The following is a 23788-nucleotide window of genomic DNA, read 5'->3' on the forward strand; positions in this document are numbered from 1 at the left end:
GTGCGGCACGGCTAAGTAATCCAACCGGACCAATGCCTGTCAAGAGGTTGACCACATGCCGCACAAGAGGCCGAACGGCCCTGCTCTCTTCGCGCGCCATCGCCCGCTGCTGGAACAGTCGGTCGCCGCCACCGCGAGCCGGGACCACTGGACGCCGTATCCCGAGTCGCCGAGCAAGTCGGTGTACGGCGAGGACGCCGCGAAGAACGGAGAAGCCGCCTTCCGGGACCGGCTCGGGGGCCACTTCGAGCTCCCCGGCCATCCGGGCAACGGAGCAGTACCGGCGACCGAGACGTCTCCGTACGGTTTCCCGCTGGATGTGACCTACCCCCGCGTCGCCCCGGACGAGGCGGTGGCCGCCGCGAAGGCCGCTATCGGCCCGTGGCGTGACGCGGGGCCGGACACCCGCGCCGGCGTGGCCGCGGAGATCCTCGCCCGTCTGAACGCAGCGAGCTTCGAGATCGCGCACGCCGTGCAACACACGACCGGCCAGGCCTTTGTGATGGCTTTTCAGGCCGGCGGCCCGCACGCCCAGGACCGTGGCCTGGAGGCGGTCGCCTACGCCTGGGCGGAGCAGAAACGGCACCCGGCCGCGGCTCGCTGGAGCAAGCCGCAGCGCAAGGGCGGGCCGCTGGTGATGGACAAGAAGTTCACGACCGTCGGACGCGGGGTGGCGCTGTTGATCGCCTGCAACACCTTCCCCACCTGGAACGGCTATCCGGGCCTGTTCGCCTCCCTGGTCACCGGCAATCCGGTCGTCGTCAAGCCGCACCCGGGTGCCGTCCTGCCGCTCGCGATCACCGTGCGCATCGCCCGCGAGGTGCTGGCCGAGGCCGGCTTCGACCCGAACGTGGTGATCCTGGCCGCGGAGAGCCCCGAGGACCGTACGGCGTCGGTGTACGCCCTCCACCCGGACGTACGGATCATCGACTTCACCGGCTCCACCGCGTTCGGCGACTGGCTGGAGACACACGCCCGCCAGGCCGCCGTGTACACCGAGAAGGCGGGGTTGAACACGGTGGTGCTGGACTCCACCGACGACTACCGCGGGCTGCTGGGCAACCTGGCCTTCTCGCTGTCCCTCTACACCGGTCAGATGTGCACCACCCCGCAGAACCTGCTGATCCCGCGCGACGGCATCGCCACGGACCAGGGCGTCAAGAGCGCCGACGAGTTCGCCGCCGACCTCGGCGCCGCGCTGGACCGGCTGCTCGGCGACCCGGCCCGCGCGGCCGGCACCCTGGGCGCCATCGTCAACGACGGTGTGCGCGAGCGGCTGGAGGAGGCGGCCGGGCTCGGCCGTACGGTGCGCGCGTCGGCACCGGTCGAGCATCCGGAGTACCCGGAGGCGGTCGTCCGGACGCCGCTGGTGGCGCGGCTGGACGCGGAGACCGACCGGGAGATCTATACCCGCGAGTGGTTCGGGCCCGTCTCCTTCGTCATCGGCACCGACTCCACCGAGCACAGCCTCTCGGTCTTCCGGGAGACCGTGCGGGAACACGGCGCGCTGACGGCCGCCGTCCACGCCACGAGCGAAGCCGTGCTGGCCGCCGCCGAGTCGGCCGCCCTGGATGCCGGCGTGCACCTGTCGGAGAACCTCACCGGCGGGGTCTTCGTCAACCAGTCCGCCGCCTTCAGCGACTTTCACGGCAGTGCCGCCAATCCCGCGGCCAGCGCCACCCTGTCCGACCCCGCCTTCGTCACCGGCCGCTTCGCGACGCTGCAGTCGCGCCGGCCCGTTCCCTTCGAGGAGTCCGCCCATGTCTGACGACGTCTTCCTGATCGACGGCGCGCGCACCCCGCAGGGCCGCTACGGCGGCGTACTGGCCTCCGTGCGTCCCGACGACCTGGCCGCCCTGGTGGTGGGTGAGGCCGTGCGCCGCGCGGGGATCCCGGCCGAGGCCGTGGACGAGGTGGTCCTGGGGGCGGCCAACCAGGCCGGTGAGGACAACCGGGACGTGGCGCGCATGGCCGTGCTGCTGGCGGGGCTGCCGCACACCGTCCCCGGCTACACGGTCAACCGGCTCTGTGCCTCCGGGCTGACCGCGGTCGCGAGCGCCGCCCAGGCGATCCGCTCCGGGGAGGCGGACCTGGTGGTCGCGGGCGGGGTGGAGTCCATGACCCGCGCCCCCTGGGTGATGGCCAAGCCCGGCACTCCCTGGGCCAAGCCGGGGGAGGTGCACGACACTTCACTGGGCTGGCGCTTCACCAACCCGCGCTTCGCCGCCGCCGACCGGGCCGTGCCCGCGGGGGCCGGTCCCGAGACGGTCAAGGTGACCCTGGCGATGGGGGAGACAGCCGAGGAGGTCGCGGCCCTGGACGGCATCACCCGTGCCGAGTCCGATGCGTTCGCGTTGCGCAGTCACCAGCGAGCCGTGGCGGCACAGGAGGCGGGGCGCCTCGACCGCGAGATCGTGCCGGTTCCGGTGAAGGACGGCGAGGTCACCCGCGACGAGGGGCCGCGCCCCGGCACGACGCTGGAGAAGCTCGGTGCTCTGCGGACCATCTTCCGCAAGGACGGCATCGTCACCGCCGGTTCCTCCTCGCCGCTGTCGGACGGCGCCGCCGCGCTGGTGGTCGCGAGCGCCGAAGCGGTACGGCGGTACAGGCTCACCCCGCGGGCGCGGATCGTCACCTCCGCGTCGGCCGGCGTGCAGCCCCATGTCATGGGCCTCGGCCCGGTTCCCGCCACACAGAAGGCCCTGGCCCGCGCCGGATGGCAGGCCGGGGACGTGGACGCGGTCGAGCTGAACGAGGCGTTCGCCGCGCAGGCGCTGGCGGTCATGCGCCGTCTCAAGCTCGACGAGGAGAGGGTCAACGCCGATGGCGGCGCCATCGCGCTCGGGCATCCCCTCGGCTGCTCCGGCGCCCGCATTCTGCTGACGCTGCTCGGCCGGCTGGAGCGCGAGGACGCCCGCCGGGGTCTGGCGACGCTGTGCGTGGGAGTCGGCCAGGGCGTCGCGATGCTCGTGGAGCGCGTATGAGCACCGCAACCGCCTACGAGACGCTGCTCGTCGAGGAACGCGAGGACCGGGTCGTCGTCACCCTGCACCGGCCCGAGGCCCGCAACGCCATCAGCGGCCGCATGATCGCTGAACTGCACGAGGTGTGCGGTCTGCTGGAAGCCGATCCGAAGCTGCTGCTGCTCACCGGGCACGGCGGTGTCTTCGCGGGCGGCGCCGACATCGCCGAGCTGCTGCGTCGCGGCCGCGACGCAGCCCTCCAGGGCATCAACAGCCGCCTGTTCGAGCGCGTGCGCAGACTCCCCATGCCCACGCTCGCCGCCGTCGACGGCTGGGCGCTGGGCGGCGGCGCCGAACTGTCGTACGCCTGCGACCTCCGCATCGCAGGTCCGGACGCCGTCTTCGGCAACCCCGAGCCGGGGCTCGGCATCCTCGCCGCGGCCGGGGCCTGCTGGCGCCTGCCCGAGCTGGTCGGCGAGTCGATCGCCAAGCAGGTGCTGCTCGCCGGGCGGAACCTCGACGCGCCCGCGGCACTGGCGGCGGGCCTGGTCATCGATGTCGTACCGGCGGACAGGCTGCTGGACGAGGCGCACGCCCTGCTCGACCGCATGACGCGTTCCTCCGCCACCGCCCTGCGACTGACGAAGCTCGTCGTCGACTCACCCGGTGCCCACCCGGTCGCCGACGACCTGGCACAGGCCGTGCTGTTCGAGGGACAGGACAAGAAGGACCGCATGACACGTTTCCTGGAGAAGAGGAGTCGGGCATGACCTCAGCCCCCACAGTCGTCGGGGTGATCGGCGGCGGCCGCATGGGCGCCGGCATCGCACAGTCCTTCGCGACGGCCGGTTCGGCCGTGACCGTCGTGGAGAGCGGCGAGCAGGCCGCGGCCGCGGCACTGGACCGTGTCGCCACCGGGCTGAAGAGAGCCTCCCAACGGGGCGCACTGGCCGAGCCAGTTGAGGAGGTGCTGGCCCGGGTGACGACGGTTCCGTCCGTCGACGCCCTGCCCCCGCACGCCGACCTGGTCGTCGAGGCCGTCCCCGAGGACGCCGCGCTCAAGGCCCGGCTCCTCGCCGCCGCCGAGCAGACGGTGAGCCCGAGCACGGTACTGGCCAGCAACACCAGCTCCCTGTCAGTCACCGACCTCGCCGCCGCCCTCACCCGGCCCGCCCGCTTCCTGGGCATGCACTTCTTCAACCCCGTGCCCGCCTCCGAACTGGTCGAGATCGTCGTCGCACCCGACACCGCGGCCCACACCGTCGAGGCGGCCCTCGGCTGGACCAACTGCCTCGGCAAGAAGGACGTCGTCGTCCAGGACTCGCCCGGTTTCGCCAGCAGCCGCCTCGGCCTGGCTCTGGGACTGGAGGCGATCCGCATGGTCGAGGAGGGCGTCGCGGAACCGGAGGCGATCGACGACGCCATGCGGCTCGGCTACAAGCACCCCATGGGACCGCTGCGTCTGACCGACCTGGTCGGGCTCGACGTACGCCTCGCCATCGCCGAGCATCTGCACGCCACGCTCGGCGAGCGCTTCGCCCCTCCCCGGTTGCTGCGCGAGAAGGTCGCCCGTGGGGAGCTGGGGCGGAAGACGGGGAAGGGGTTCCACACATGGGAGTGAGCAGCATGGCCACGTCCGCGGCCGGCGAGGCCCGGCACGGCGTCGGCTACACCCTGGACGGCCAGGTCGCCGTCATCGAACTGCGCAGGCCCTCCGCGGGAAACGCCCTGGACGTGTCGCTGCGCGCCGGACTGATCGCCGCCGTACGCCGGGTGCGCGGCGACGGCGACCTCGTCCGGGCGGTGCTGCTCACCGCTGAGGGCCGGCACTTCTGCGTCGGACAGGACCTCAAGGAGCACGCGCGAGCCCTGGAGAGCGCACCCGCCTCCGCCTTCGCCATCGTCCGGGACGAGTACAACCCGCTCGTCGAGGAGCTGCACGCGCTGCCGCATCCTGTGGTCGCGGCCGTCGAGGGCGCCTGCGTCGGCGCGGGCCTCGGGCTCGCACTCTGTGCCGACCTGCGGGTCGCGGGAGCCGGCGCCCGGTTCTCGACCGCGTTCACCGGGATCGGCCTGGCCGCCGACAGCGGTCTGAGCGGGGCTCTGGCACAGGCGGTCGGCCGGTCGCGAGCTGCCGCCCTGATGCTCCTCGGCGACCGCTTCGACGCCGAAGCGGCACACCAGTGGGGCCTCGTCCACAGCGTCGTGCCGGACGGAGGCGCCGCCGCGGAGGGCCTGGCCCTCGCCAAGCGCCTCGCCGCCGGCCCCACCGCGGCGTACGCCGAGGTCAAGGCGCTGCTGCAGGCCGACGGAGCGCCCTTGCCCGTCGTACTGGAACGCGAGGCGGCGGCCCAGGAGCGGCTGGGCACGACCGAGGACCACCAGGCCGCTGTGCGGGCCTTTCTCGCAGGCCGACAGCCGTCCTTCACCGGACACTGACCCGGCTGCCGCACTTGCCGGAACACGAACGCTCAGCCATGATGTCGACCGAACGAACGGTCGGTCGGGAAGGTAGGGACAGATGACCGGGTCACACACCGACGTGTCGGCGGTGGGCTGCGCAGGGCCGGAGCTGCAGGAGCACTTCGAGGCCACAATCTCGCGCGACCAGCGGATCGAGCCGCGGGACTGGATGCCGGACGGCTACCGCAAGACGTTGATCCGGCAGATCGCGCAGCACGCCCACTCGGAGATCATCGGCATGCAGCCCGAGGGCGAGTGGATCACCCGGGCGCCGTCCCTGCGCCGCAAGGCGATCCTCTTCGCCAAGGTGCAGGACGAGGCCGGGCACGGGCTCTACCTGTACTCGGCGGCGGAGACCCTGGGCGCCGACCGTGCGGACCTGACGGACCGGCTGATCGAGGGCCGCCAGAAGTACTCGTCGATCTTCAACTACCCGACCATGAGCTTCGCCGACATCGGTGTGATCGGCTGGTTCGTGGACGGCGCGGCGATCTGCAACCAGGTGCCGCTGTGCCGCAGCTCCTACGGGCCGTACGCCCGCGCGATGGTGCGGATCTGCAAGGAGGAGTCGTTCCATCAGCGGCAGGGCTACGAGCTGCTGATGACGATGATGCGCGGCACCGACGCCCAGCGCGAGATGGTGCAGGACGCCGTGAACCGCTGGTGGTGGCCGTCGCTGATGATGTTCGGCCCGCCCGACGACGCCTCGCCCAACTCCGCGCAGTCGATGGCCTGGAAGATCAAGCGGCACAGCAACGACGAACTGCGCCAGCGTTTCGTCGACATGACGGTCCCGCAGGCCGAGAAGCTCGGCGTCACCCTGCCCGACCCGGAGCTGCGCTGGAACGCCGAGCGCGGCCACCACGACTTCGGCACCCCTGACTGGGACGAGCTGATGCGGGTCATCAAGGGCGACGGGCCCTGCAACGCCGAGCGCGTCGCCCGGCGCCGGGCCGCCCACGAGGAGGGCGCCTGGGTGCGGGAGGCGGCCACCGCCCACGCCGCCAAGCAGGCGACCATTACGCAGAAGGGAGCGGTGGCATGACCGCCGAGAAGAACAACTGGCCGCTGTACGAGGTGTTCGTGCGCGGCAAGCGCGGGCTGAACCACGTCCACGTGGGCTCGCTGCACGCGGCCGACGACCGGATGGCGCTCACCCACGCGCGTGACCTGTACACGCGGCGCAACGAGGGTGTGTCCGTCTGGGCGGTGCGCAGCGACCACATCGCCGCCTCCACCCGCGACGAGAAGGACCCCTTCTTCGCCCCCAGCGCCGACAAGGTGTACCGCCACCCGACCTTCTACGACATCCCCGACGATGTCCCGCACATCTGAGGAGCAGGGCATGAGTGACGACCACCTCTACCTCACCCTCGCCGAGGGACACGAGGACGACACCCGCTGGGCCTACGGCACCGGCTTCGAGGACCCGCTGCACGGCGTGGAGAGCGCGATACCCGACGGCATCGACGCCGGCGAACTGGCCGCCGTCTGTGCCGCGTTGGCCGACGACGCCCTCGTCCTGGCGCAACGGCTGGCCGAGTGGACCACTCGCGCGCCGGAGCTGGAGGAGGAGGTGGCGCTGGCCAACATCGGGCTCGACCTCCTCGGTCAGGCCCGCCTGCTCTACTCCCGGGCCGGCCAGGTCGACGGCACCGGCCGCGACGAGGACGCCTACGCCTACTTCCGCGACGCGGGCGACTTCCGCAACGTACGCCTCGCCGAACTACCGAACGGCGACTTCGCGTTCTCCGTCGCACGGCTGCTGGGGCTCTCCGCATGGAGGCTCGCTCACTTCGAGCGGCTCGCCGCCTCCGACGATCCGGTGCTCGCCGCGATCGCCGCCAAGGGTGTCAAGGAGCTTACGTATCACCGGCAGTACGCCGCTGAGTGGGTCGTCCGCCTCGGCGACGGCACCGCCGAGTCGCATCACCGGATGCGGGACGCGCTGGAGCGGGTCGCGCCGTACCTGGGCGAGCTGTTCACCGTGTACGACGTTCGGGACGAGGTCGTCGCGGTGCTGAAGCAGGTCACCGACGCGGCCGGACTGCCCATGCCGGTGTACCGCCCGCTGCCCGGGTCCGGCCGCGACGGCGAGCACACCGAGCATCTCGCCCCGCTGCTGGCCGAGCTGCAGAGCGTGGCCCGCGCCCACCCGGAGGCGACATGGTGACCGTACTGACGGACGTGCGCCGCGCTCGGCACATCGCCGAGCGCGTGCCGGATCCCGAGTTGCCCATGCTCACCCTGGCCGACCTCGGCGTGCTGCGAGACGTCGAGGTCGGTGCGGGCGGGACGGTCGTCGTCAGCCTCACCCCGACCTACTCCGGCTGCCCGGCCATGGCCGAGATGCGCGCCGAAGTGGCCGCGCGCCTCACAGCCGCCGGATACGCGCATGTCCGGGTGCGCACGGTGCTCGATCCGCCCTGGACCACGGACTGGATCACACCGAGCGGCCGCCGCACCCTCGCCGAGCACGGCATCGCGCCCCCCGGACCGGCGCCGCGCCCCGCCCCCGGCCCGGTGCCGCTGACACTGTCGCCCACCCGCCCCGCGGTTCCGTGCCCCCGGTGCGGCTCGGCGGACACGGAGGAGACCTCCCGTTTCGGCGCCACCTCCTGCAAGGCGCTGCTGCGCTGCCGCGCCTGCCGCGAACCCTTCGAGTACGTCAAGGAGATCTGATGGAGGACCTGCTGCCACCCGGCACCTCCGCCCCCACGCCGGTGGGGCGACGCCGCCCGGCCTTCCACCACCTGCGCGTGGCCGCCGTGCAGCGGCTGTGCGAGGACGCGGTCGCGGTCGGCTTCGACATCCCGGACGACCTGGCCGAGGAGTTCGCTTTCACCCCGGGCCAGTCGCTCACCCTGCGCCGCGAGGTCGACGGGCGGGACGAGCGGCGCTCCTACTCGATCTGTTCCCCGGTGGGCACACGGCCGCGCATCGGGGTGCGCGAAGTGCCCGGCGGGCTGTTCTCCTCCTGGCTGGTCCACGACGTACGGCCCGGAGACACCCTGGAGGTGATGGCCCCGACCGGCGCCTTCACCCCCGACCTCACCGCACCAGCCCACCACGTCCTCGTCGCCGCGGGGTCCGGCATCACCCCCATGCTCTCCATCGCCGAGTCGGTCCTCGCCGCCGACGACCGCTCGCGGGTCACGCTGTTCTACGGCAACCGCCGCACCGGCTCGGTCATGTTCGCCGACGAACTCGCCGACCTGAAGGACCTCCACCCGGTGCGCTTCCAGCTCGCCCACGTCCTCTCCCGCGAGCCCCGCGAGGCCGAGGTGCTCTCCGGCCGCCTGGACGCCGACCGCCTTTCCGCCCTCATCGGCGCGCTGGTCGACGTCACCACCGCGGACCACTGGTGGCTGTGCGGACCCCACGGCATGGTCCGCGACGCCCAGCGGGTCCTGGCCGGCCTGGGGGTGCCCGACATCCGTATCCACCAGGAGCTGTTCTACGCGGACGACGCGCCGGTACGTCAGACGCGGCACGAGGAAGCCGCTGCCGAGGGCCCGGTCAGCCAGGTCACCATCACGCTCGACGGCCGGTCCACCACCGCCGCACTGCCGCGCGCGGCCACGGTGCTGGACGGAGCCCAGAAGACGCGCCCCGACCTCCCCTTCGCCTGCAAGGGCGGCGTGTGCGGCACCTGCCGCGCCCTGGTCACCGAAGGGAAGGCCGACATGCGCCGCAACTTCGCCCTCGAAGCCGCCGAGGTCGAGGCCGGCTATGTGCTGACCTGCCAGACCTTCCCCGTCTCCGAGACGCTGACCGTCGACTTCGACAGCTGAGGAAGCCCATGTCCGTGCATCTGGAAGTCGCCGAAGGCGTCGGCACCATCCGCCTCGACCGCCCTCCGATGAACGCCCTCGACATCGCCACCCAGGACCGGCTGGGCGAGCTCGCCGCAGAGGCCACCGAGCGCGACGACGTCCGGGCGGTGATCCTGTACGGCGGCGAGAAGGTGTTCGCGGCCGGGGCAGACATCAAGGAGATGGAGCTCCTCGACCACGCGGGAATGGTCAGGCGCTCGCGCCCGCTTCAGGACGCCTTCACAGCCGTCGCTCGCATCCCCAAGCCGGTCGTCGCCGCAGTCACCGGTTACGCACTCGGAGGCGGCTGCGAGCTGGCCCTGTGCACCGACTACCGGATCGCCGCCGACAACGCCAAGTTCGGCCAGCCCGAGATACTCCTCGGCCTGATCCCCGGCGCGGGCGGTACCCAGCGCCTGTCCCGGCTCGTGGGCCCCTCCAAGGCCAAGGACCTCATCTTCACCGGCCGGATGGTCAAGGCTGACGAGGCCCTTCGGATCGGCCTGGTCGACCTCGTGGTCCCGGCCGCCGAGGTGTACGAGCAGGCGCACGCCTGGGCCGCCCGCCTGGCGAAGGGCCCGGCACTCGCCTTGCGAGCCGCCAAGGAGTCGATCGACCAGGGCCTGGAGGCCGACATCGACACCGGTCTCACCATCGAACGCAACTGGTTCGCGGGTCTGTTCGCGACAGAGGACCGCGAGCGGGGGATGCGCAGCTTCGTCGAGGAAGGCCCTGGCAGGGCGACGTTTCTCTGAATGCTCCTTGGAACGGTTGGCGATGGGGCCGAGCCCGGCCGCCTGTTCGCCTCACTACAGGACTTCAACCAGCAGCTGCGCGAGTGGCTGGTGAGGGCGAACACGCGGACCGTCCGGGCGTTCCAGGGCCGTCCGGTGCAGGTCATCACCGACCCAGTCCACGCGGACACCGCCGCGAAGATGCGCGAGGGCCTCGCGACGGACCGCCACCGCCGTCAGGCAACCGTCCGCCAGCACACCGACGGTCACACCATCGCGCCGCGGGCAGTGGCTTGCGGATCGCCTCTCGCTGCCGGAACCGGTCTGCCTACCGCACGGTCCGTGCGCACGCGGACCTGGACTCCGGGCACGTCGCCGCTCTCCACGACCTTCTCGACACGCTTCCCCTGACCCCCGCCCAGCAGGGCGCGGTCCCTGTTCACCGCCAAGGGCCGTGTGGTGCCGGCCGCCGCGGCCGTGCTCCCGGCAGCCGAATACGTGTACAGATACGTGTTTCCACTGAGGTCCGTTTCGTCCCAGCCGTCTAGGTTCGACGAGTTGGACGGATCGAACGGTGTCGAGTACGCCGACGACTCCGTGCTCGAAGCAGGACAGTTCACCGAGGACGGGGGCGCCGCACAGCAGTACCTCTGGATGGTCGCCCGGCTGGGCACCGTGGTCGTGGCCGCCTCCGTGACCGGCGGCGCCGGACACACCCAGGAGGAACTCCAGCAGCTGGGCGGCAAGGCCCTGGCTCGGCGCGGGCGGCATGGGTGTGGTGTATCTGGCCCGCTCGGCCGGCGGGCAACTGGTCGCGCTGAAGGTGATCCACGCACCTCCAAGATCCCGACAGAGTCAAGCTCAGGAGGCTGGAGGTATAGCGGGGCATGCGACCGATAACCACGCTCGGCCCGGCGGCAGTTGGTGCGTACCGACTGCTCGCCGAGCTGGGACAAGGGGGGATGGGGCGGGTCCTGCTCGGCACCGGCCCCGACGGACGGCTCGTGGCCGTCAAGCAGATCCACGCCGAGTACGCCGACGAGGACGGCTTCCGGGCACGGTTCCGGCGGGAGGTGACCGCCTCCCGGAAGGTGTCCGGTGCCTGCACCGCGCCGGTCCTGGATGCCGATCCGGACGCCGAAACGCCCTGGCTGGCCTCGGTGTTCGTACCGGGGCCCTCGTTGAGCGACGCCCTGGACGCCTGCGGCGGGACCCTGCCCCAGGACACCGTACGGCGGCTGGCGGCCGGGCTGGCCACCGCGCTCGCCGACATCCACCGGGCCGGCCTGGTGCACCGGGACCTCAAGCCCTCCAACGTGCTGCTCGCGGAGGACGGCGTACGCGTCATCGACTTCGGCATCGCGCGCGCCGTGGAGGGCGCCACCAGGATCACGCACACCGGATCGCTCATCGGCTCGCCGTCCTTCATGGCTCCCGAGCAGGCCCTGGGGCAGGAAGCCACCCCGGCCGCCGACGTGTTCGCGCTCGGGTCCACCCTGGTCGTGGCCGCCACCGGGCGTCCGCCGTTCGCCGCCGAGTCCGTACCGCGCCTGCTGCACGAGATCGTGCACGCGGAGCCCGACCTGACCGGCGTACCGGACGCGCTGCGCGCCGTCATCGAGCCCTGCCTCGCCAAGGAACCGGCCGCACGGCCCGCCCCGGAGCAGCTGCTCGCCCTGATCGGGCCGGTCGAGCCGACGGCACGGCCCTGGCCCGGGGCCGTGGCGAGGCTGATTGCCGGCCAGCGGACCGAGGTGGAGCAGCTGACCTCGACCCTGCCGCTCGCTGCGGGTCCTGGGGCGCCCCCACCCCGGCGAAAGCGGATGTGGCCGCGGGCGGTGGCGTTGACCGTGGCCCTGGTCGCCCTGCACTTCGCGACCCTGGGCAGGTCGCAGGCGGCGTGGCTGTACTCCACCGCCTTCCTGGACAACGCGCCGCTGTCGTGGGTCGACGACGTGTACCAGGCGCGGGCGAGGACCTGCTACGACATCCGCGAGGAGGTCCGGATGCCGTCCGGCTTCGAGGTGGAGGACTTCGACGAGGTCGTCCTGAACGCGGCGGAGATCGTGCACCCCGGGACGTGCACGTGGGAGCGGGCCAACGGTGACCGGATCACCGTCACCTGGAAGGTGCACACGACCTCCCCGGCCTTCGGCACCGGCGCGGAGCGCGCCGCCCAAGACCACGAGTCGGACCTGCCCGAGGGAGAGACCGGTCGCGAGGCCGACCTCGACTTCGCCGACGAGGGGCTGTGGCTGCCGCTGAAGAGCGATGACACCGACAACTGCCTCCTGTCGCTGCGGGACGTGAACCTGCGGATGACGGTCGGGGTGAGCGGTACCGCCTACGCCGGGCGGGGCGCTTGCGAGGCGGAGGCCGTGAAGGCGGCCGGGGCCGCCATCAAGATCGTGGAGAAGAAGTGAGGGAGCTCAGGGCGACCGATCCGGTCGCGGTCGGGCCGTACCGGCTGCTCGCCGAGCTCGGCCGCGGAGGCATGGGCCGGGTGCTGCTGGGGGCCGGGCCGGACGGCCGGCTGGCCGCGGTCAAGCAGGTGCACGCGCGGATCGCGTCCGACGAGGAGTTCCGGGCCCGGTTCCGGCGGGAGGTGGCCGCCTCGCGGCGGGTGTCCGGTGCCTTCACCGCCGCCGTGACCGACGCCGACACCGAGGCCGAGACCCCGTGGCTGGCCTCGGTGTTCGTGACCGGGCCCTCGCTCGGCACGGTGGTCGACCGTACCGGCCCGCTGCCGGAGGAGACCGTACGGCGGATCGCCGCCGGACTGGCCACCGCCCTGGTGGAGATCCACCGGGCGGGGCTGGTGCACCGGGACCTCAAGCCGGACAACGTGCTGCTCGCCGATGACGGCGTACGCGTCATCGACTTCGGCATCGCCCGGGCCACCGAGGGGGCCGGGGCCACCGAGCTGACCGAGAGCGGGGTGGTCGTCGGCTCGCCCGCCTTCATGTCGCCGGAGCAGGCCGAGGCGAAGGAACTGACGGCGGCGAGCGACGTGTTCTCGTTCGGCTCGGTGCTCGCCATGGCGGCCACCGGGCGGAGTCCGTTCGCGCGGGAGTCCACGCTCGTGACGCTGTACGACCTGGTGCACGCCGAGCCGGACCTGTCGGACGTGCCGAGCGGACTGCGGGAGGTGGTCGCGGCCTGCCTGGCCAAGGACCCGGCCGAGCGGCCGGACCCGGAGCGACTGCTGGAGCTGCTCGGGCCGGTGGCGCCCGGGGGTGGCGGACGGTGGCCGGAAACTGTGCGCGGGCTGATCGCCGACCAGCAGGCGGAGGTCGACCGGGTGCTGGGCGCGCCGGAGCGCACCGTCCTCGACCTGGCGAGCCGCCCCGCGTCGGGTGGGACCGGGGCGTGGGTGGAGCCCACGGTGGCGACCACCGCGGTCGACGCCGTCGCGGCGGCCGCCGCCGACCCCGTACGGCGCCGGCTCCTGCGGCTGCTGGTGGCGGCGTCCGTCGTGCTCCTGGCGGGCATGATCCCCGGGATCTACACCCTGTGGCCCGAGGGGGAGGAAGGACCGAAGGGCGACGTGTACGCCATCGTGCCGACCTGCGAGGAGATGGCGGAGAAGCTGCCGCTGCCCACGTCGGACCTCGCGGAAAAGCACGACCTTGGCAGCGATTCCTGGATGTCCGATACCGGCGACTGTCTGTACACCGACGCCGCGGACGAGGAACACGCGTGGGTGAGCTGGTGGCTGTACCGCCCGGACACGTCGACCACCGGACCCCGGCCGAGCGCGACCACCGGGCTGTCCCCGGGCGCGGCGGCCGCCAAGGCGGATCTCCTGGACACCGTGAAGAAGGTCGGGGGCACCGCCGGACCCGGACCGGGTGAGGAGTCGTACTGGGACACCGCGTGGTCGGACGGCACGGGCTGCCGACTGGACCTGCGCGACGGCAACATGACGGTGCTGGTCAGACTCAGCGAACCGGAACACCCGGCGGACACGTGCAGGGACGAGGCCGAAAGGATCGCGGACGCTGTGCTGAGCGCGATGCCGCACTGAGCCGGCAGGGCGGTGGCCGGTCCCGGGTGGCGGCATCGGGAGTGGCCGGGGAGCGGTACCGTCTGGCCGGTCTCAGATCAGCGCCTGCTCGCCGGTACGGACCTCACCCACCAGCTGGGCCGGCTGCGTGAGCCCCGGCATCAGCACCCGGTTACGCAGCAGCCTCGTCACCGCCCGGTCGAACAACGCACGCGGCCCCCCGTTCGAAACGCGCACTCGCCCGGCGACGTACTCCCGCAGCGCCAGATCGCCGTCCTCGAATCCCGGACCTTCGGCAACTTCCGGATCCCCCGGCGTGCTCATGCTGGGTCGGCAGCCGCTCCGGATACAGCTTCAAACAGGACGGGCTCGGCGCTGTAAGGCCTCGCGACCCGCGCAGCCCCGGCCGGGGGTGCGTGACGAGGGAGTTCAGGCCGTGGCGTCCCGGTAGTCGCCCAGGCAGCGAAAGGCGCCCTCGGTCGCCTTGAACAGGTACATCGCCTCCGTGTAGCGGTAGGTGGAAGCGTCGTAGCGGAGCCGTTTGGTGATCCCCTGGTAGTCGGTCTCGCGCAACTGGCCCGCGATCGCGCCCCGTTCGGCGCGAGAGGCGCCCAGGGCCGTCATGGCACGGGCCACGAAGAGCGTCGCGTCGTAGGCCTCGGCCGCATACCAGGGCGGGGCGGTGCCGAAGCGCGCACGGTAGGCGGTGACGAACGACTTCGCGGCCGTCTCCCGGGCCGCGTCGCAGAAGGCGGTGGCGAACACCCAGCCCTCGGCGGCTTCGCCCGCCGAGCCGAGGAAACGTGCGTCGAGGGCGCGCTGGGCGGCCAGCCGCGCACCGGAGTAGCCAGCCGAGCGCAGCGCGCGGGCCAGCCGTGCGGCACGCGCGTACCCGCCGCCGAAGACCACCGCGTCCGCCCCCGCGTCCACCACCGACTCGGCGAGGGAACGGAAGGCCCCGTCGGAGTCGGCCCCGGCGGCGAGGGTGCGCCGGACGGTGCTGCTCTGTCCGGAACGCACGGCCTCGTCGACGCCCTCGCACAGCCGCCAGCTGACCTCGCCCTCGGCCGCGTCGTCGATCAGGACCGTCTTGCGCGCACCGGCGGTCCGCACGAGGTAGGCGACGACCGGCGCCGCCAGGACCGAGTCACCGGGGCGGGTGGCCGCGTACACCCGGTAGGAAGTGGGGGACACGTCGTCGAGCCCGACCGACACGGTGACCATCGCAAGGCGCGCCTGCTGGTAGATCCCGAGTGTGGCCTTCGCACAGGCGTCGGTGGTAGGCCCGAGCACCGCGCGGACCCGCTCGTCGGCGGCCAGCCGCTCGGCGACCTGCCGCGCGCCGGTCGCGGTGCCCCGGTCGTCGTGCACCTGGAGCGCGAGGTCGAAACCGCGCCCGGTACGGGAGTTGAAGCGGTCCACAGCGAGCCGTACACCGTTCTCCTGAGCCCGTCCTGTCGTACGACCGCTGCCGCTCAGGTCGGCGTGCAGGGCGACGGCCAGCCGGGGGCGCGCCCGGACCGGGGCCCCGCTGCCGCGAGCAGACCACCAGGAGGCCGCTCCGCCGACCGCCAGCACCCCGGCGACCGAGCTCAGGACCAGCAGACGGCGGCGCGTGGAACCCTGGCCGGCCTTGGGACCGGTGTCGACCGTCGTCGTGGCCCCGGACACCTCGGTGGCCTCGACGGCCGGCAGGGCCAGTGCGGCGGCTGAACGGCGGGCGATGAGCCGGGTCACGGGTTCCGGCAGCCAGCCCTCGCCCCCACCGTCCAGGGCCCGTCGTATCTCGGCCACGGCCGGCCGTGAGCCGGGCTCCTTCGCCAGGCACGCGCGCAGCAGCGGCAGCAACGACCCCGGTACGGTGCTCAGATACGGCTCGTCGTGGACGGTACGCACCAGCGTCTCGGCCGCGGAGCCCCACCCGAAGGGACGCTCGCCCGTCACGGCGTACGCCAGCAGGCAACCGAGGGAGAAGACGTCACTGGCCGGCCCGATCTCCCGGCCGCGGCCCTGTGCCTGCTCGGGGGAGAGGAACCCGGGGGAGCCGACCACCATCCCGCTGGCGGTGAGCGAGGTGTCCTCCGGTGTCCGGGCGATACCGAAGTCGATCATCCGGGGCCCGTCGACGGCGAGCAGGACATTGCCGGGCTTGACGTCCCGGTGCACCAGCCCCGCCCCGTGCACCGCGTCCAGCGCCTCGGCTAGCCGCGCCCCCAGGACGCGGACGCTCTCGTACGGCAGTGGCCCGCACTCCTCGACCGCCTCCGCGAGGGACGGCCCCGGCACGAACGCCGTGGCGAGCCACGGGGATTGCGCATCCGGGTCCGCGTCGAGCAGTGGCACCACCCAGGGGCTCGCGACCCGGCCCGCTGTCTCCACCTCCCGGCGGAAGCGGGCCCGGAACCCCACTTCGTCCGCGTACGCCGCCCGGATCACCTTCACCGCGGCGAGCGCGCCACCGGGGGAGCGAGCCAGATACACCACGCCCATGCCGCCCGCGCCCAGCCGCCGCAGCAGCCGGTGGCCCGCGATCCAGACCGGATCGCTGCCGCGCAACGGCTCCATCAGGCGGACACCTGATAGGGCGCCAGACCCTGGTACGCGAACCGGCCGCCGTCGACCTTCCACAGATAGACGCCGCTGCCGTCGACGACGAGGGCTCCGGTCTCCTTGTCGAACGCGAGGTTCCGGGCGATTCCCTTGTACGACCCGGAGCGCAGCGCCACCGTCAGGTTCCGCCGGCTGCGGCGCCCCGCACCCAGTCCACCGAGCGTCTTCGCGGCGAACCGCGCCACGTCGTACGTCTCGACGGCGTACCGCTCCGGCTCCGCACCGTAACGCTTGCGGTACACGGCCCTGAACGCCTTCGCCTCGGGCGCCACGGAGGCGTCCATCACCGGGGCGACGATCACCCACCCCTCGGCCGCGTCCCCGGCGGCGGACAGGAACCGGGCGTCCAGCACCCCGTGGGCGGCGGCCCGGGCGCCCGGGAAGCCACGGCTGGTCAGCTCACGGGCCAGCAGCGCGGCCCGGTCGTGATGGCCGGCGAAGACCACCGAGTCCGCACCCCCCTCCAGCAGGGCGTCCAGGGTCGGCCCGAAGTCGGTGCGCAGGGCGCTGACCACCTTCGGCACGGCCGGCTGCCGGACGTCCCGCAGGATGTTGACGAGGGTGCTGCTGATCTCCCAGGCGTACGCGTCCGCCGCCCGGTCGTCCACGATCCCGACCGTGCGCGACTTCGCGGTGCCCCGCAGATACGCGTCGAGATAGAACGGCAGGATCGTGTCCGTCACCCGGGCGTGGAGGAGGGACCGGCTGCCCATCACCGCCAGCGCGGTCGCGCCGGGCGACACCGCGATCAGGGGCAGTGAGACGGCGTCGTACGCCGCCAGCGAGGCGAGGGCGGTCGCGTCCGTGGTGGGCCCGATCACGGCCAGTACGGAACGGTCGGCGACCAGCTTCTTCGCCGCCTCCGGCGCACGGGCCGGATCGCCGCCGTCGTCCACCGTCTTCACGGCGAGCGTGAAGGGTCTGTCCGCACGGGAGTTGAACTCGTCGACCGCGAGCCGCAGCCCGCGCTCCTGAGCCCGGCCGACCGCCTTCTGATCGCCGGTCAGATCGGCGTGCAGACCGAGGGTGTACACGGGGCCCGTGGCCGTCGGGGCCGGGCTGTCGTCCTCCCCGTCACGGCCCAGCGCCGCCCAGGAGCCGAGTCCGCCCGCGGCCGCGACGACGGCCGCGCCCGCGGAGAGAAGAAGGAGACGGCGCCTGTTCACGGCAGCGGCGGGAGACTGCGCGGCCGTGGTGTCCACGGTCGCGGCGGGCACCTCGGTGTCCTCGACGGCGGGCAGCGCGAGCCCGGCCGCCGACCGCTCCGCGATCAATCGGACCAACGGCTCGGGCAGCCAGGCCTCCTCGTCACTGGCCCGCTCGTCGCCCTCGCGCGCCGGAGGACGTACGGCCATCAGGGCCTGCCGCGGATCGGGAGGCGAGGCGGGCGCGGCGGCCGTGAGGGCATCGGCCAGCGCCTCGGCGGTGGGGCGCGGCTCCGGATCCTTCCCCAGACAGCCGCCGACCACCCCGGCCAGCTCCGCCGGAACCCCCTCCAGGTCCGGCGCGTCGTGCACCGTCCGGTACAGCAGCGCGTCGAGCGAGCCGGTACCGAACGGAGGGCGGCCGGTCGCCGCGAAGGCCAGCACACAGCCCAACGAGAAGACGTCACCGGCAGGACCGGGAACCCCCGCACCCCGCGCCTGCTCAGGGGGCAGGAACCCGGGCGTGCCGACCACGACACCGGTCGAGGTCAGCGCCGTGTCCTCGCTGTCGCGGGCGATACCGAAGTCGATCAGCCGCGGACCGTCGAACGCCAGCAGCACATTGCCGGGCTTGACGTCCCGGTGCACGAGCCCGGCGGCATGGATCTCCCGCAGCGCCTCGGCGAGCCGTGCCCCCAGCACCCGCAGGCTCCGCACCGGCAGTGGCCCGTACTCGGCGACGGCCTCGCCGAGCGAGGGACCGGGAACGAACGCGGTCGCCAGCCACGGCTGCGCCGCCTCCGGATCCGCGTCCACCAGGGGCGCCACCCACGGGCTGGTCACCCGTCGAGCGGCATCCGCCTCCCGCCGGAACCGCTCCCGGAAACCGGAGTCCTCGGCGTACTCGGCGTGGATCACCTTCAGCGCGACCAGTTGCCCGCCGGCCGAGCGGGCCAGATACACCACACCCATGCCGCCCGCGCCGAGCCGTCCGAGCAGCCGGTGGCCCGCGAGCTTGGCGGGATCGGCGATACGCAGCGGTTCCATCACTTCCCCTTCAGCCGCTGCTCGACGCGCGTCAGCATCTGAGCCAGGGCCTTGCCGCCCAGCTGCTGGAGTTCCTCCTGGGTGTGTCCGGCGCCGCCGGTCACGGAGGCGGCCACGACCACGGTGCCCAGCCGGGCGACCATCCAGAGGTACTGCTGTGCGGCACCCCCGTCCTCGGTGAACTGTCCTGCTTCGAGCACGGAGTCGTCGGCGTACTCCTGCTCACGGGCGCCGAAGGGGGTACCCAGCGACATCAGACCCGTGATCCGCTCGTTCGACCGGGGCCGCTGCTCCGGGCAGCGCAGCACCTCCTCGAGCGTCGTGCTCAGCTGCTCGTCGGCGCCGAGGACCGAGGCGTGCACGGTGGCCACGGCGGTCACCTTGACCTCGCTCTTGCCAGAGCCTGCCAGCAGCCGGCTGTAGCGCGACGTGCTCGCCAGCACGCCACGCGGCAGCTTCTCACGCCGCCAACGGCAGCTCTCCTCCAGTACCGCCCAGGTTCCCGGGGCGCTCACGGCCGGAGACTGCGCGACGAAGCCTCGGCCCCAGTCGCCCGGCCCGAGCACGACGGACTCCGCCAGACGGGTCCCGTCCGTCGAGGATTCGGGGACGAGGGAGGGGTCGGGTGTGAAGACGGACGAAGCGGCGGACGAGCCGCTCGACGGTGTCGCCGCACCGCTCGCGCTCGGAGAGGCACCGGCCGAGGGCGAACCGCTCTGCCGGGAAGGCCCGGCGTCCGCCCCCTGCGCCGAACACCCGGTCAGTAGGACCCCCGCAGCCAGCAGGATCATCCAACTACCCCGTATTCCTTGGGCGTTGTCTGTCACTCGGTCCCCTCGACACCGTTCGATCCGTCCAACTCGTCGAACCTAGACGGCTGGGACGAAGCGGACCTCAGTGGAAACACGTATCTGCACACGTATTCGGCTGCCGGGCGCACGGTCACGGCGGCCGGACCTAAGTTCACAGGAGCTGGTCGAGGGCGATGGCGAAAGCGGTGCTCGCCACGCGCGTGGGGGCTTGTGAGCGTGCGTGACAGTGCTTCAGCGCGGATGCGATGGTGGACGAGATGTCCTCGAAGATCGACTCATCGGAGATGGTCAGGTTGCCCTGCATCAGGAGGGCGAAGGTGCGTGCCATGCCGCAGTTGGCGATGAAGTCCGGAACGACGGCGACGCTGTGGTCCGCGTGTTCGTAGACGGGGCCGTAGAAGATCTCGGGGTCGGCGAACGGCACGTTGGCGCCACTGGCGATGACTTCGAGGCCGTTCGCTGTCAGACGGTCGACGTGTTCGCGTGTGACCAGACGTGACGCCGCGCAGGGGAGGAAGACCTCCGCGCCGGTGTCCCAGATGGTGTCATTGACCTGGTCGAAGGGCACGAGGTCAGCGGCCTGCAGCGTGTTGCCCTGCTTGGCGAGGAACAGTTCGCGGACCTCGCCGGCGCTGTATCCGGCAGGGTTGATGAGCCCACCACTGCGGTCGATCACGCCGACCACGCGTGCACCGGACTGTGCCGCGTAGTAGGCGGCCGCGGCCCCGACGTTGCCCCATCCCTGGACGATGACGCGCTTGCCGGCGAGGTCACCGCCGTAGGTGGCGTAATAGTGTCGCGCCGATTCCGCCACGCCCCATCCCGTGATCAGGTCGGCGACGGTGTACTTGCCGTTCGGGTCGAGGGTGTAGCGGTGATCTTCCACGATCTTGGACACGCCCTGCCGGAGTTGTCCGACCCGCTGGACGAGATGCCTGTCGCCGGCATCACCGTAGTGGCCGTTGACCACGCCTTCCTGTGGATGCCACAGGCCGTGGCTCTCGGTGATGGGCGCGACCTCGTGCCTGTCGTCGATGTTGAGGTCACCACCGGTGCCGTAGTAGGACTTCAACAGTGGGGTGACCGCCTTGTACCAGCGGCGCAGCACCTCGTGTTTCCGGGGATCCCGGGGATCGAAGTCGATGCCGGACTTCGCCCCTCCGATGAGCGGGCCGGACACCGTGAACTTGATCTCCATGGTCTTCGCCAGCGACTCGACCTCGTTGCGGTCGAGTCCTTGGCGCATACGGGTTCCGCCGCCTGCGGCGCCTCCCCGCAGGGAGTTGATCACCACCCATCCCCTGGCGGACGTCTCCGTGTCGTTCCACTCGAAGACGATCTCCGGAGCCTTCTTCTCGAACTGGGCAAGCAGGGTTTTCATCGCGTTCCTTGAATGGGTTTTCGGTGCCAGGGCGACGCAAAGAGGGTGGGGCGGCCGTCAGACGAGGTCGACGGCGAAGTCCGGTTCCGTCCTCGCCCGCACCTGCTCCAGCGTCACGCCCGGTGCGAGTTCGCGCAGGACCAGGCCGGTTTCCGTGATGTCGAGGACAGCGAGGTCGGTGATGATCCGCTGGACCACTCGGCGTCCGGTGTAGGGAAGAGAGCACTTCCGCACGATCTTGCAGGCGCCGTCCTTGGCGTTGTGCTCCATGAGCACGATGACCTTCCTGGCTCCATGGACGAGGTCCATCGCGCCGCCCATGCCCTTGACCATCGAGCCGGGGATCATCCAGTTGGCGATGTCGCCATCGGCGGACACCTGCATCGCGCCGAGAATCGCCGCGTCGATCTTCCCGCCGCGGATCATCCCGAAGGACGTCGCGGAGTCGAAGAAGGAGGCGCCCTTGCGCACGGTCACGGTCTCTTTGCCGGCGTTGATGAGGTCCGGGTCCTCGTCCCCCACGGGGGGATATGCGCCGATGCCGAGGATGCCGTTCTCGGACTGCAGCACGATCTCGACGTCGTCGGGAATGTGGTTCGGCACCAGGGTGGGCAGTCCGATGCCGAGGTTGACGTAGTCGCCGTCGTACAGTTCCGCCGCGGCGCGGGCGGCCATCTGATCACGGGTCAGGGACATGGTTCACGCCTTGTGGTGTCAGCGGTCGCGGGGACCTTCCGGCCGTCGGCGGTTACCGCGTCGGGTCGGGGGCGGGTGGTGCGGCGTTCGATGCGTTTGGCGGAGGCCTGATCGGGGGGCAGGGGCAGCACGCGGTGGACGTAGATCCCGGGCACGTGGATCGCGTCCGGGTCGAGGTCGCCGGGCTCGACCAGGTGCTCGACCTCGGCGACCGCGATCCGCCCGGCCATGGCGCACAGTGGGTTGAAGTTCCGCGAGCTCCGGCGGAAGACCAGGTTGCCGTGCCGGTCGCCTTTCCAGGCTCGGACCAAGCCGTAGTCGGCGGTGATCGCTTCCTCGAGGATGTAGGTGCGGGTGACCCCGTCGACGTGGAAGTCTCTGGTCTTCTTCGGTGGCGAGGCCACCGCGACGCTGCCGTCCGGGTGGTAGCGCCAGGGCAGGCCGCCTTCGGCGACCTGTGTGCCGGTGCCCGCGAGGGTGTAGAAGCCCGGGATGCCGGCCCCGCCGGCCCGCAGCCGCTCGGCGAGGGTCCCCTGCGGGGTGAGCTCGACCTCCAGTTCGCCCGCCAGGTACTGCTGCGCGAACTCCTTGTTCTCACCCACGTACGAGGCGACGATCCGGCGGATCCGCCCGTCGTGCAGAAGGATTCCAAGACCCCAGTCGTCCACGCCGCAGTTGTTGGAGACGATCTCCAGATCGCTCACCCCCGCCTGGTGGAGCGCGGCGATCAGCACACTGGGGATGCCGCAGAGCCCGAATCCGCCGACCGCCACGCGCGCCCCGTCGCCGATACCGGCGATCGCTTCGGACGCGGAGGAGACAACCTTGTCCACTACCTCTGCCTTTCACCGTGTCGTGGTTCCCGCGGCGCGGCGCCCCGGCCAGCGCCCGGCGCCACCCTGCCTCTTACTTCGCCCAGACCCACGACCGTTCCGGCCGGGCCCGGGGCGGTCGCCGTGATGACCACCTCGTCGCCGTCTTCGAGGAAGGTGCGTCGACCGCCGTCGATCTCCAGCGGTTTCCGGCCGTTCCACGTGAGTTCGATGAGCGATCCCCGGCTCTGCTTGGTAGGACCGCTGATCGTTCCCGAGGCGAAGAGGTCCCCTGTTCGCAGACTCGCGCCGTTGAAGGTCATGTGGGCCAGTTGCTGGGCGGCGGTCCAGTACATGTCCGCGAAGCACGGCTCGCTGACCTCGGTGCCGTTGACGCTGACCCGGAGCCGTACATCCAGCCCCCAGGGGGCCTCACCGCTGTCGTCGAGATAGGCGACCGGTCGCGGATCGCGCGGCGGGGGTGCGGTACGTGCCTCCTGCAGGGCAGCGAGAGGCACGATCCACGGCGAGACGGAGGTGGCGAACGACTTGCCCAGGAACGGCCCGAGCGGGACGTACTCCCATGCCTGGATGTCGCGTGCGGACCAGTCGTTGACCAGGCAGACACCGAAGACGTGCTGGTCGAAGGCGCTGAGCGGGACCTGCTCGCCCAGGGTGGTGGGCACTCCTACGACGAAGCCGAGTTCGGCCTCGATGTCGAGCCGCAGGCTGGGACCGACCGTGACGGCGCCTTCCGCGGTGCGCCGCTGGCCTTGGGGCCGGGAGATGGGGGTTCCGGAGACGACGACGGTACCCGCGCGGCCGTGGTATCCGATCGGCATGTGCTTCCAGTTCGCCGTCAGGGGATCGGTCCCGGGCCGGAACATCCTCCCCAGGTTCGCGGCATGGTGCTCGGAGGCGTAGAAGTCGACGTAGTCGGCGACCGTGAAGGGCAGCAGCATCGTCGCTTCCGCTGCGGGCAGCAGGAAACCGTGGACGTGCTCACGTTCCCGCTCGTCGCCGAGCCACCCGGTGACGGTGGATCGGACGCGGTCCCACGACGAGGGTCCTGCGGCGAGGAACCGGTCCAGCGAGCCTGCGGAGAAGAGGTCCTCCTCAGCGGGGGCCAGCGCCGGCCAGGCCGCCGACAGGTCGAGGACGTGGTCGCCGATCGCGACACCAACCCGAGCGCGGCCGTCCGATCGCGTGAACGACCCGTAGGGCAGCGTCTGGATGCCGAAGGGGTGGTCCTGTCGCATCGGCACCCAGGACCGTGCGGGTCGCGGTGTGGAGTGAGATGGCAT

At 71.9% G+C, this 23788-nt stretch carries 22 protein-coding genes; 14 read left to right on the forward strand and 8 right to left on the reverse strand.

Annotated features, from left to right (window positions below; genetic code table 11):
- The first annotated feature begins 55 nt into the window (after positions 1 to 55).
- The 14 genes from paaN (at position 56) to BLU79_RS11950 (ending at position 14002) form a co-directional block, all read left to right on the forward strand.
- Entirely contained in the window at positions 56 to 1768 is a 1713-nt protein-coding gene (gene paaN / locus BLU79_RS11885; RefSeq protein ID WP_093905665.1) for a phenylacetic acid degradation protein PaaN, read from the forward strand.
- A complete protein-coding gene (locus tag BLU79_RS11890; protein ID WP_093905666.1) occupies positions 1761 to 2984 on the forward strand; it encodes a thiolase family protein in 1224 nt (407 codons plus the stop codon). Before paaN ends, BLU79_RS11890 begins: the two co-directional genes overlap by 8 nt.
- The gene (locus tag BLU79_RS11895) at positions 2981 to 3733 is read left to right on the forward strand and encodes an enoyl-CoA hydratase/isomerase family protein (protein ID WP_093905667.1); all 753 of its coding nucleotides are present in this window, start codon (positions 2981 to 2983) and stop codon (positions 3731 to 3733) included. The genes BLU79_RS11890 and BLU79_RS11895 overlap by 4 nt, the downstream gene beginning before the upstream one ends.
- Positions 3730 to 4584 carry a 3-hydroxyacyl-CoA dehydrogenase family protein gene (locus BLU79_RS11900; protein ID WP_093905668.1) on the forward strand — a complete coding sequence of 285 codons (855 nt, stop codon included), beginning with the start codon at positions 3730 to 3732 and terminating at the stop codon, positions 4582 to 4584. Before BLU79_RS11895 ends, BLU79_RS11900 begins: the two co-directional genes overlap by 4 nt.
- Positions 4575 to 5402, forward strand: coding sequence for an enoyl-CoA hydratase/isomerase family protein (locus BLU79_RS11905; RefSeq protein WP_093905669.1), 828 nt, complete (start codon positions 4575 to 4577; stop codon positions 5400 to 5402). The genes BLU79_RS11900 and BLU79_RS11905 overlap by 10 nt, the downstream gene beginning before the upstream one ends.
- An 82-nt stretch (positions 5403 to 5484) precedes the next feature.
- Positions 5485 to 6471 (forward strand): 1,2-phenylacetyl-CoA epoxidase subunit PaaA, encoded by a 987-nt coding sequence (paaA, locus tag BLU79_RS11910; RefSeq protein WP_093905670.1) that lies wholly within the window; start codon positions 5485 to 5487, stop codon positions 6469 to 6471.
- Positions 6468 to 6761, forward strand: a complete 294-nt coding sequence (paaB, locus tag BLU79_RS11915; RefSeq protein ID WP_093905671.1) for a 1,2-phenylacetyl-CoA epoxidase subunit PaaB — start codon at positions 6468 to 6470, stop codon at positions 6759 to 6761. Before paaA ends, paaB begins: the two co-directional genes overlap by 4 nt.
- Positions 6762 to 6771: 10 nt before the next feature.
- Positions 6772 to 7599: a 1,2-phenylacetyl-CoA epoxidase subunit PaaC gene (gene paaC / locus BLU79_RS11920; protein WP_093905672.1), complete on the forward strand. Its 828-nt coding sequence runs from the start codon at positions 6772 to 6774 to the stop codon at positions 7597 to 7599.
- Positions 7593 to 8108, forward strand: coding sequence for a 1,2-phenylacetyl-CoA epoxidase subunit PaaD (gene paaD / locus BLU79_RS11925; RefSeq protein WP_093905673.1), 516 nt, complete (start codon positions 7593 to 7595; stop codon positions 8106 to 8108). The genes paaC and paaD overlap by 7 nt, the downstream gene beginning before the upstream one ends.
- On the forward strand, positions 8108 to 9220 hold the full coding sequence (gene paaE / locus BLU79_RS11930) for a 1,2-phenylacetyl-CoA epoxidase subunit PaaE (RefSeq protein WP_093905674.1): 1113 nt from the start codon (positions 8108 to 8110) through the stop codon (positions 9218 to 9220). The genes paaD and paaE overlap by 1 nt, the downstream gene beginning before the upstream one ends.
- An 8-nt stretch (positions 9221 to 9228) precedes the next feature.
- Entirely contained in the window at positions 9229 to 9996 is a 768-nt protein-coding gene (locus BLU79_RS11935) for an enoyl-CoA hydratase/isomerase family protein (protein ID WP_093905675.1), read from the forward strand.
- Entirely contained in the window at positions 9997 to 10386 is a 390-nt protein-coding gene (locus tag BLU79_RS49925; RefSeq protein WP_093905676.1) for a hypothetical protein, read from the forward strand.
- A 476-nt stretch (positions 10387 to 10862) separates the two neighbouring features.
- Entirely contained in the window at positions 10863 to 12398 is a 1536-nt protein-coding gene (locus tag BLU79_RS11945) for a serine/threonine-protein kinase (RefSeq protein WP_093905677.1), read from the forward strand.
- The gene (locus tag BLU79_RS11950; protein ID WP_305657737.1) at positions 12395 to 14002 is read left to right on the forward strand and encodes a serine/threonine-protein kinase; all 1608 of its coding nucleotides are present in this window, start codon (positions 12395 to 12397) and stop codon (positions 14000 to 14002) included. The genes BLU79_RS11945 and BLU79_RS11950 overlap by 4 nt, the downstream gene beginning before the upstream one ends.
- A 72-nt stretch (positions 14003 to 14074) precedes the next feature.
- On the opposite strand, the gene BLU79_RS11955 is transcribed toward BLU79_RS11950, so the two are convergent.
- From BLU79_RS11955 to fahA, 8 genes are all read right to left on the reverse strand, one after another.
- Positions 14075 to 14305: a DUF4158 domain-containing protein gene (locus BLU79_RS11955; RefSeq protein WP_093905678.1), complete on the reverse strand. Its 231-nt coding sequence runs from the start codon at positions 14303 to 14305 to the stop codon at positions 14075 to 14077.
- Positions 14306 to 14410: 105 nt separating this feature from the next.
- The gene (locus BLU79_RS11960) at positions 14411 to 16546 is read right to left on the reverse strand and encodes a bifunctional serine/threonine-protein kinase/ABC transporter substrate-binding protein (RefSeq protein WP_093905679.1); all 2136 of its coding nucleotides are present in this window, start codon (positions 16544 to 16546) and stop codon (positions 14411 to 14413) included.
- The gene (locus tag BLU79_RS11965) at positions 16546 to 18783 is read right to left on the reverse strand and encodes a bifunctional serine/threonine-protein kinase/ABC transporter substrate-binding protein (protein ID WP_093905680.1); all 2238 of its coding nucleotides are present in this window, start codon (positions 18781 to 18783) and stop codon (positions 16546 to 16548) included. Before BLU79_RS11965 ends, BLU79_RS11960 begins: the two co-directional genes overlap by 1 nt.
- Positions 18783 to 19574, reverse strand: coding sequence for a hypothetical protein (locus tag BLU79_RS11970; RefSeq protein ID WP_093905681.1), 792 nt, complete (start codon positions 19572 to 19574; stop codon positions 18783 to 18785). The genes BLU79_RS11965 and BLU79_RS11970 overlap by 1 nt, the downstream gene beginning before the upstream one ends.
- A 172-nt stretch (positions 19575 to 19746) precedes the next feature.
- Complete coding sequence (locus tag BLU79_RS11975) at positions 19747 to 20976, reverse strand: Glu/Leu/Phe/Val dehydrogenase dimerization domain-containing protein (protein WP_093905682.1); 1230 nt, start codon at positions 20974 to 20976, stop codon at positions 19747 to 19749.
- A 57-nt stretch (positions 20977 to 21033) separates the two neighbouring features.
- A complete protein-coding gene (locus tag BLU79_RS11980) occupies positions 21034 to 21672 on the reverse strand; it encodes a CoA transferase subunit B (RefSeq protein WP_093905683.1) in 639 nt (212 codons plus the stop codon).
- On the reverse strand, positions 21663 to 22505 hold the full coding sequence (locus BLU79_RS11985) for a CoA transferase subunit A (RefSeq protein ID WP_093905684.1): 843 nt from the start codon (positions 22503 to 22505) through the stop codon (positions 21663 to 21665). Before BLU79_RS11985 ends, BLU79_RS11980 begins: the two co-directional genes overlap by 10 nt.
- Positions 22505 to 23788, reverse strand: coding sequence for a fumarylacetoacetase (gene fahA / locus BLU79_RS11990; RefSeq protein WP_093905685.1), 1284 nt, complete (start codon positions 23786 to 23788; stop codon positions 22505 to 22507). Before fahA ends, BLU79_RS11985 begins: the two co-directional genes overlap by 1 nt.

Source organism: Streptomyces sp. cf386 (genome assembly GCF_900103585.1).
Lineage (GTDB): Bacteria > Actinomycetota > Actinomycetes > Streptomycetales > Streptomycetaceae > Streptomyces.

Excerpts from the sequence above, each read along its gene's own strand:
- paaN (WP_093905665.1), top strand. The coding sequence starts at position 56 with ATGCCGCACAAGAGGCCGAACGGCCCTGCTCTCTTCGCGCGCCATCGC.
- BLU79_RS11890 (WP_093905666.1), top strand. The coding sequence starts at position 1,761 with ATGTCTGACGACGTCTTCCTGATCGACGGCGCGCGCACCCCGCAGGGC.
- BLU79_RS11895 (WP_093905667.1), top strand. The coding sequence starts at position 2,981 with ATGAGCACCGCAACCGCCTACGAGACGCTGCTCGTCGAGGAACGCGAG.
- BLU79_RS11900 (WP_093905668.1), top strand. The coding sequence starts at position 3,730 with ATGACCTCAGCCCCCACAGTCGTCGGGGTGATCGGCGGCGGCCGCATG.
- BLU79_RS11905 (WP_093905669.1), top strand. The coding sequence starts at position 4,575 with ATGGGAGTGAGCAGCATGGCCACGTCCGCGGCCGGCGAGGCCCGGCAC.
- paaA (WP_093905670.1), top strand. The coding sequence starts at position 5,485 with ATGACCGGGTCACACACCGACGTGTCGGCGGTGGGCTGCGCAGGGCCG.
- paaB (WP_093905671.1), top strand. The coding sequence starts at position 6,468 with ATGACCGCCGAGAAGAACAACTGGCCGCTGTACGAGGTGTTCGTGCGC.
- paaC (WP_093905672.1), top strand. The coding sequence starts at position 6,772 with ATGAGTGACGACCACCTCTACCTCACCCTCGCCGAGGGACACGAGGAC.
- paaD (WP_093905673.1), top strand. The coding sequence starts at position 7,593 with ATGGTGACCGTACTGACGGACGTGCGCCGCGCTCGGCACATCGCCGAG.
- paaE (WP_093905674.1), top strand. The coding sequence starts at position 8,108 with ATGGAGGACCTGCTGCCACCCGGCACCTCCGCCCCCACGCCGGTGGGG.
- BLU79_RS11935 (WP_093905675.1), top strand. The coding sequence starts at position 9,229 with ATGTCCGTGCATCTGGAAGTCGCCGAAGGCGTCGGCACCATCCGCCTC.
- BLU79_RS49925 (WP_093905676.1), top strand. The coding sequence starts at position 9,997 with ATGCTCCTTGGAACGGTTGGCGATGGGGCCGAGCCCGGCCGCCTGTTC.
- BLU79_RS11945 (WP_093905677.1), top strand. The coding sequence starts at position 10,863 with ATGCGACCGATAACCACGCTCGGCCCGGCGGCAGTTGGTGCGTACCGA.
- BLU79_RS11955 (WP_093905678.1), bottom strand. The coding sequence starts at position 14,305 with ATGAGCACGCCGGGGGATCCGGAAGTTGCCGAAGGTCCGGGATTCGAG.
- BLU79_RS11960 (WP_093905679.1), bottom strand. The coding sequence starts at position 16,546 with ATGGAGCCGTTGCGCGGCAGCGATCCGGTCTGGATCGCGGGCCACCGG.
- BLU79_RS11965 (WP_093905680.1), bottom strand. The coding sequence starts at position 18,783 with ATGGAACCGCTGCGTATCGCCGATCCCGCCAAGCTCGCGGGCCACCGG.
- BLU79_RS11970 (WP_093905681.1), bottom strand. The coding sequence starts at position 19,574 with ATGATCCTGCTGGCTGCGGGGGTCCTACTGACCGGGTGTTCGGCGCAG.
- BLU79_RS11975 (WP_093905682.1), bottom strand. The coding sequence starts at position 20,976 with ATGAAAACCCTGCTTGCCCAGTTCGAGAAGAAGGCTCCGGAGATCGTC.
- BLU79_RS11980 (WP_093905683.1), bottom strand. The coding sequence starts at position 21,672 with ATGTCCCTGACCCGTGATCAGATGGCCGCCCGCGCCGCGGCGGAACTG.
- fahA (WP_093905685.1), bottom strand. The coding sequence starts at position 23,788 with ATGCCATCTCACTCCACACCGCGACCCGCACGGTCCTGGGTGCCGATG.